This window comes from Pontibacter pamirensis (assembly GCF_010015475.1).
Lineage (GTDB): Bacteria > Bacteroidota > Bacteroidia > Cytophagales > Hymenobacteraceae > Pontibacter > Pontibacter pamirensis.
In genome coordinates this window covers 1-7769 of sequence record NZ_SSNI01000077.1, presented here as the reverse complement: position 1 = coordinate 7769, position 7769 = coordinate 1, and the positions used below count along the sequence as shown (strand labels likewise).

Annotated in this window: 6 protein-coding genes and 2 tRNA genes; 2 read left to right on the top strand and 6 right to left on the bottom strand. The window is 44.6% G+C overall.

Going from position 1 to position 7769, the window contains the following annotated elements; translation table 11 throughout:
* Window positions 1-431: 431 nt before the first annotated feature.
* Complete coding sequence (locus tag E1919_RS26565; protein ID WP_162056430.1) at window positions 432-1382, bottom strand: acetyl-CoA carboxylase carboxyltransferase subunit alpha; 951 nt, start codon at window positions 1380-1382, stop codon at window positions 432-434.
* 221 nt (window positions 1383-1603) lie between these two features.
* Here E1919_RS26565 and E1919_RS26560 point away from each other — a divergent pair.
* Window positions 1604-1677 (top strand) — tRNA-Asp (locus E1919_RS26560).
* A gap of 60 nt (window positions 1678-1737) precedes the next feature.
* Window positions 1738-1811 (top strand) — tRNA-Asp (locus tag E1919_RS26555).
* A 603-nt stretch (window positions 1812-2414) separates the two neighbouring features.
* Here the strand turns inward: E1919_RS26555 and E1919_RS26550 are convergent.
* From E1919_RS26550 to E1919_RS26530, 5 genes are all read right to left on the bottom strand, one after another.
* Window positions 2415-3158 carry a glycosyltransferase family 2 protein gene (locus E1919_RS26550; RefSeq protein WP_162056429.1) on the bottom strand — a complete coding sequence of 248 codons (744 nt, stop codon included), beginning with the start codon at window positions 3156-3158 and terminating at the stop codon, window positions 2415-2417.
* Between the two features lie 52 nt (window positions 3159-3210).
* Window positions 3211-3780, bottom strand: a complete 570-nt coding sequence (locus E1919_RS26545) for a WcaF family extracellular polysaccharide biosynthesis acetyltransferase (RefSeq protein ID WP_237144881.1) — start codon at window positions 3778-3780, stop codon at window positions 3211-3213.
* An 11-nt stretch (window positions 3781-3791) separates the two neighbouring features.
* Window positions 3792-4943: a glycosyltransferase family 4 protein gene (locus E1919_RS26540; protein ID WP_162056428.1), complete on the bottom strand. Its 1152-nt coding sequence runs from the start codon at window positions 4941-4943 to the stop codon at window positions 3792-3794.
* Window positions 4940-5941, bottom strand: a complete 1002-nt coding sequence (locus tag E1919_RS26535; protein ID WP_162056427.1) for a glycosyltransferase — start codon at window positions 5939-5941, stop codon at window positions 4940-4942. Before E1919_RS26535 ends, E1919_RS26540 begins: the two co-directional genes overlap by 4 nt.
* Window positions 5942-6160: 219 nt before the next feature.
* Complete coding sequence (locus E1919_RS26530; protein ID WP_162056426.1) at window positions 6161-7477, bottom strand: hypothetical protein; 1317 nt, start codon at window positions 7475-7477, stop codon at window positions 6161-6163.
* Window positions 7478-7769: the final 292 nt, after the last annotated feature.

The following is a 7769-nucleotide window of genomic DNA, read 5'->3' as shown; positions in this document are numbered from 1 at the left end:
AGCGGCTGGCACTTATAGCTGTGGCAAACAAACTCATAAAGCAGGCTTTTGCCATCGCTACCAAAGGAGAGTATTACATGGAAAAATCATAAGCAAAATATTGCTTTTAAACACAGTTCATTTCGAATGCAGTGAGAAATCTGGAATTTTGCAGGGCCATGAAATAACCCAGATTTCTCACTGCGTTCGAAATGACAATCTAGCTACTGTGTCCCCTTAAGTTGACTGCATTGCCCCTAACCCCTCCTGGGGGTGCAGGGGCCCCCTTTAAAGTCCAAGGCGGGGAATAAAAAATCTTCAGAAATTCCCCTCCTCGGAGGGGCAGGGGTGGGTCATTTTTTAACCATAAAAATCCGAAACAAAAAAATGAACTGGAAATACAGAGGGAAGTCTATATTTCCAGTTCATTTAAAATGTATTTGAATGGGTAACTATCCTTCCAGTACCACACCCATGCCGGAGAACTTCTCTATGCGCTGCATGATACGATCCTCAGCGTCTATCCCCTCCAGTTCATCCAGAAGTCTAATAATTTCTTTTTTCAAGGTGCGCATCATTTTTTCCGGTTCCAGGTGAGCACCTCCCAGCGGTTCTTTGATGATGCCATCTATCAGCTTGTTCTGCAGCATGTCTTTGGCAGTGAGCTTCAGGGCTTCCGCGGCCTGCTCCTTGTAGTTCCAGCTTCTCCACAGAATAGAAGAGCAGGACTCCGGTGAGATAACAGAGTACCAGGTGTTCTCCAGCATCATCACCCGATCACCGATGGCAATTCCAAGGGCACCGCCTGAGGCACCCTCTCCTATGATGATACAGATAACCGGCACCTTCAGCATAAACATCTCTTTCAGGTTGCGGGCAATCGCCTCTCCTTGTCCACGCTCTTCCGCCTCCAGCCCCGGAAAGGCACCCGGCGTATCAATGAGCGTCACAATCGGGCGATTGAATTTCTCTGCCATCTTCATCAGGCGGAGCGCCTTGCGGTAACCTTCCGGGTTCGCCATACCGAAGTTGCGCAGCTGGCGCTGTTTCGTGTTGCGCCCCTTCTGCTGCCCTATAAACATAATACTACGACCGTCCACTTCACCAAAACCACCTACCATGGCTTTGTCGTCACTCACCGTGCGGTCGCCGTGCAGCTCTACAAATTTCTCTGTAATGCCTTCAATGTAGTCAAAGGTATAAGGCCTCTCGGGGTGGCGAGACAACTGCACGCGCTGCCAACGGGTCAGGTTGGCGTAAGTTTCCTTTTTTAAGTTCTTGATTTTCTCTTCCAGGGCCTTTACTGCCTCCGAAACATCTACCTGGCTCTCATCTGCCAGCTTCTTCATTTCCTTCAATTTGCCCTCGAGGGCAGCAATGGGCTGTTCGAAATCTAAAAGCATAGGTTCCTCCTTGATTAGGATACAAATTTAAGAGTTTCCACTCATGATAGGCAAGAAGATAAAAAAATCTATAAAGCAAAAAAATAATCTGCTTGTAAATGAACAAATTAACACATAATCGGCAAAATATAGAGCCAAAAACATGCTATAGGCTTGCACATTCCAATTTAACGCTATACATTTGCATCACCTTAACAGAAAGAAGTAAGGGAAAACAAAACGGTCTGGTAGTTCAGTTGGTTAGAATGCCGCCCTGTCACGGCGGAGGTCGCGAGTTCGAGTCTCGTCCAGACCGCAGGTCACACTGCGGTAAACGCATCAAAGAGCAAAAGGCTCTGCTTAGTAAAAATTTATTGGTCTGGTAGTTCAGTTGGTTAGAATGCCGCCCTGTCACGGCGGAGGTCGCGAGTTCGAGTCTCGTCCAGACCGCGAAAGCCTGAGGTGTAAATCTCAGGCTTTTTTATGACCTCGCCCCAACCTTCTCCTAAGAACAGGAGAGGGAGCTAAGTAGCCAGGATTTGCTGAGGTTTATTTACGCAGGCTTTTCTCCTATCACTCTTAAGTACTCCTTGTAATTATTTAAAATTGGCGCCGGAATCTATCCGATGACGCACTGTGGATAAGAGTCTCCAGACTAGCTCTATCTAACATATTACATCTCCATCATACAGCACTTAAGAGTGTTGTTGAATCTGTCTAAGCTACCAATGTGACTGTTCATCCAGCGGCATATAACCTACAGTTGAATTGTTTCACTCTGAGCTCTCTAGGCCGAGAGGCCTCGTCTTTGGGCATCGCGCTGGTAGTTTTTTGCGCCAAGGCGCTCAACCCAAAGACTGGAAACATATTCACTTCGTGCTGACGTACAGATAATACCCGTTTATGGGGTGTATAACTAAATTAACGGCATTGCCCTTACTCCCATGTGCTCAAGCCAGATACTAAAAACTGATTCACTTCGTGCTGACGGAATTAGAATGCTATGGCTTTATTGGTGGTATATAAGTAATCTTGGTACAAGAAAGGTGAAAGCTACAGAAATTGGGTCAGCTTCCTGAGCGGCTTAAGATAGCGGGTATAGAAACGGGGCTGCAAGCCATTGATGTACCAGGCATGAAAATCTTCTTTGTTCGCCCTGATTCTGTTCTTTAATGTTACGTTGCTCTTCCCGCCCACGCGCATCCGCACCAGGCATTCAGGCACATAGGCTGTGCTGATGCCGTGTTTGTACAGATAGCGCAGCATGAGCTCATAGTCAGCAGCGCTCTTGAAGTTTATATCATACAAGCCCAACCGCTCGTACACCTCTCGCTTCACGTAAAATGTAGGGTGCGGCGGCATCCAGCCATAGATAAAATTATGCCGTTTGTAGCTTCCTGATTTCCAGTTGCGGATAATTCTCCCTGTGTTCTCCCGGTCAACATACACCAGGTCAGCATAAACGCTATCGCTGTTATTTACCTTGAATGCTTCAGCTAAAGCTGTAACAGACTCTTTGGAGTAGAAGATGTCATCCGAATGCAGCAGCCCTATCACATCACCTGTAGCCATACGAATGCCTTTGTTGATGGCATCGTACAAACCGCCGTCTTTCTCTGATACAAACTTCGTAATGCGGTCGCCATACCCTTTCACAATTTCCACAGTACCATCTGTAGACAAACCATCTACCACAATATATTCTATGTTGGTATAGGTTTGGCTCAGCACCGAATCAATAGCATCTGCTATGGTTTCGCGGCTGTTGTATACGATGGTGATAATGGAGACTTTCAAAGCTGATGTATATTGGCAAAACCGGTGGTTTCGAAAACTTAACGGGTTCTATTTATTCTAGTATGCGTACCCTTTTTGCTTCGGCTGGATTACCCTGGTAAAGAGTATGGGGTTTTAAATTCTTCGTAGCGACAGAGCCGGCAGCCAGCACACTATGGGAGCCGCAGGTAACATGAGGGCAAACAATGGCCTTTGCCCCAATCCAGGTACCTTCCTCCAGGTGAATCTCCCCTACCACTAAATCGAAAGTTGGCTGCTTATAATCGTGGCTGCCTGTGAGCAGCATGCAGCCCTGGGAGAGCGTTGTATTGTCACCTATCACCACCTTCACTAAGTCATCAATCCAAACGTTCTCTCCTATCCAGACATGGTTCCCAACCTGCAGGTGCCACGGGTATTTGATATTTACTCCTGATTTAATAACGACCCCTTTTCCTATTCTGGCACCAAACAGGCGCAACAGCTGCACCTTCAGGGCGCTTACCGGATTCAGCGGATTGATGAAAAAGAGCACGTTTATAAAATACCAGAGGGTACGTTTGAAAGCGCTGCCTCCAGGCTTGTACCAGTCGTTGTTATAAGCCGCCAGATCTACTTTCTTTTGTCTGAAGTCAGTAATCACAGTTTGTTGTTTTATTGGAGCATCAGGTGATTTAGCCTAACAGCCTTCTCATCATTCAAAAATTGCTGGCTATAAAGATAAGCCTTCTCCGAGGAGGTATCATAGTTTTCCTGCTCTTTTTGAGAAAGTTCATGTATGGCCTCCACAAAGTCATCCATGTTATCCAGCGGGAGATCATAGCCGATGCCTAGTCCTGTAAGATTCTTCCAGGGCGTCTGATCACTGATGATAACCGGGCAGCCAGCGGTGAAGCTTTCCAGGATAATATGCCCAAAGTTCTCGCCACGGGTCGGCATTAACAAAGCATGGTAATTTGTCAAGGTATTGGCCACCCTCCCGCTCTCCAGGCTTCCTTTGTAGTTTACTTCCACATTCTTCGGAAGCCGCTGCACTACCTCCTGGCACTCCTTCCAGTAGGCAGCATTATAGACAGGTCCGAAAATATCAAAAGTAACTTTTCCTACACCAGCACATCTTTCCAGCACTTCCAGCGCATACTTCGTATTTTTTTCAGGAGAAATGCGCGCCACACTGATGAGCTTTAATTCTCCTTTGCATTTCATCCTTTTTTCGTTGACGAGAGTATGTGCCTTCTTCGGCAGGTTTGGCGCTATCACTACCTTCGCTTCAGTTCCCAGCGCCTGCACGATATCCTGCTTCTCCCCTTCATGGGTCGCATGGAAACGGATACCTTTATACATGCCTGTGAATTGGGCCGCTATCAGGAAAAGCTTTTTCTTTCCCCCTTTTACATGAATGGCGCTCTTTGCTAACATGCCCCGGGCCGAAACAATAATGTTTGGATGCTTCAGACGCTTCAGAATCAGTAAGGGTATAACTGAGAAGTAAAAGGAGTAAATACCATTCACAAAAGCAGTATCAGGCTTGATAGCCTTTATCACTTTAAAAAGGTGTTTAATATGCAACTGGTCTGTTGAGAAATAATAAACCTGCACATTATCCGCTACGCTGTTCCAACTGTTGGACGTTATACCATTATAGGCTTCAGTTTCGCAATAGTCCGTGTCACGTGTGATGATGTAAAAATCAAGGTCGTGCCGGAGGTGTGCAACGATGTTGGCGCAGGACTGTATCGGCCCTCCCGCTTTATAGCCTGGGGTGAACCAGTCGATGGATATTAAAACTTTAGGCTTTTGTGTCACAAATTTTCCTCCAGTACTCTCTTATAAAGTGCCTCATATTTTGCGGCAATCATTTCAGGTTTAAAGCGCTGCACGTTCTGATAGCCTTTGCTAACCAAGTCGTTCCTGTAAGTATCATCCGCTACTAAATCAACTACAGCCTGCCTTATCTGCTCCGGTTTAAAAGGATCTACCAACACAGCTCCTTCTCCGGCTACTTCAGGCATCGCAGTCGTGGTGCTGGTGATGACGGGTCTACCTAAAGCATTTGCTTCTAAAATTGGCATACCAAAACCTTCATACGTCGATACAAAAGTAACTATGTCTGCCCGATAGTAAAGCGCTACTACCTCCTCGTATTTTAAAGAATAGAAGTTTTCATAGACAATCCCTTTTTCTTCTAACAATTCCATCTGAATAGGAGAAAGTTTCCCCAGGATCAGCAGCCTGCACGATAAGTCTTTGATGGCTTCCACAACATGGGGTAAGTTTTTATTGCTTTTCGTGCCCACCTGTAGTAACACCGGTTCCTGTTTGTTTAGCTGCACCTTCGGCTTATAATCCCTGTCCGTGAGCTGAACGCAATTGGGGATGACAACGACTTTATTTGCAGCGATACCGGTTGCAGCCAACACTTTCCTTTTGCTGTACTCCGAGATAACCGTGACATACTTCACCCGTCTCACAGGCAGCTTAAGCCACAGCAGGTGAAGCAAAAAGTTCTTTACCCTGTTTTTACTCCCAAGAGAATCGATATCATGGATGGTGAGTACAGTTTTCTTATTGTCTAAGGCAAGGGCTATATAATATACGTCACCTGTTATATGATTAACCTGTCCCTGCCTCTTAGAAGCATACATGATATTTTTAAGTAAAGCAGCAGGGCTGGTTGCAGATTTGTAAGGAAGAATGACTTTTTCAGCTACAGCATGCTTCAGGTTGCTGATGATGGTATGAAAAAGTACTTCGATACTAAAAAAAGGGGGTGCTGCTTTGCGAAAGAAGTATACAATTTTCATGATGGGATGAACGGAGAGGACAAAAAGCTTTGAAAAAGTCCCCCTTCGAAGGGGGTAGGGGGATGATTACACCTGTGTATAAAAGTTTGTTCAGAAAAACTAATTAGTCATTGTTCTTGCAATGAAGCTAAAGCAGTTCGGAACTACTGACAGACTCTTATCCCCCTCACCCCCTTCATAGGGTGACAAAAAGGCACTTTAAGTAATAATCCTCCTAATCTATATTTCAACTTTGAGGATTTTCCTAAAAGCATAGAAAATTATAACCATCACCATCGTAGCCTTCACCAGGTAATTCAAAGTAGTAGCTAAATCAGTTTCTGCCTTCACTACCTGCAAATAGAGAAAAGGAATCCAGAATATAACAGTAGGATGGACGATGCTCTTCACTAACAAGAACCGAAGAATGAGGCTGAACGCAATACCGATAAAGAACATAAAGATAATTCCTCCGCTCTTCCCGTAATTGCCATACCCTTCTCCTAATAAACTGATGTTCATGCTGGTACCGTGCTGCAAAACAATACCGGTAAATCGCTCCATCTTTTCACGCCCTCCTGCCACCACTGCTTTATCTGGTGCCAAAAAGCGAGGTAATAAGGTAGAACTAAAAGCACTACTGACTGTCTCCCCGTCAGCAAAAGGCCTTATATGAGGTACATAATTCATCACGCGCGTGATAATCCAGCCTTGATTGAGTCGGGTGATAGCTAATTCATTTGTCTGAGAATCCAAAAGCTTCTCCGGTGACCATACCCTTTCTGAAATCATACTAAAGAAAACTTCAGCTTTACCATAAGCATCCAGAGAAGTATCTGTCCAGGCTATGTTCCGGTATTGGTACTTAACGGATTGAAGCATAAATATCATTAAAAAGCCTACGCCTAACGTTACTAATTTCCTTGTAAGCGTTACTTTATTCTTTATGCAATAGATAAACAAAAAGAAAAAAGTCCATAACAGCAGATCATGAAACAGGGCATTGGCTAAGGCATCCAGTACCAATGTACCAAAAACGATATACAGCACCGTGTTATTTCTGGACTCATTTAAGTACAGGTAAAAGCAGCCAATAAACTTTAGCTGGGTAAGTAAATACAAAAAAAAGAAAAGACTCGGAGGTGCCAGTGGCATAAAGAAGGATGCAAAGAACCCGGTACCTATAAGATAATAAGCTCCCTTTTCTTTGTTTGCCAACTCAGCACTGATATCGTTAAGAACTATTTTAGGTATATGCCCAACTCCCGTGAGGGGTAACAGCAGACCTAAATGAAAGAGAACAACTCCTGGTATAGCAAATGACAGATATGCCTCCTCCGGAACCTGCATGCCATAGAAGGGATGATTAATACCGGTATAATAACTTAAGATTGGTCCTATCACCCACTGCAAACAGGCGAGAAAAATAATTACTAGGTTGATGGGGATGCCTTCCCCAAAGCTCAAAATCAGGCAATTTAGAATATAAATCGAGAACAATGCACCAGCTACTGCAAGTATGGATAAAGAAGAAAAAGCCAACAGCAGTACAGCCACCAGGATAATAGATGTAACCTGGTAAATAAATTTATTAGAAGCCTGCTCTGCGATGTTCAACATTGTTAAATGACTATCCTTACTTTTACCCCTCCCATAAGATCTTGCGAGGGCAAGACGAATACTTATTATTTATACTGTTCAAGTATCATTGTCCCCCTATCAGGAGGCAGGGTCGTTAAGTTCTAATGTACTTAGTCATCAGCGTAATTTTATTAGCAAAGGCCATGGTAGCGTCTTTCATTGAAAGAAACCCGCTTCTTCGAGCGATGTTCAGGGCCATGCTTTTCAA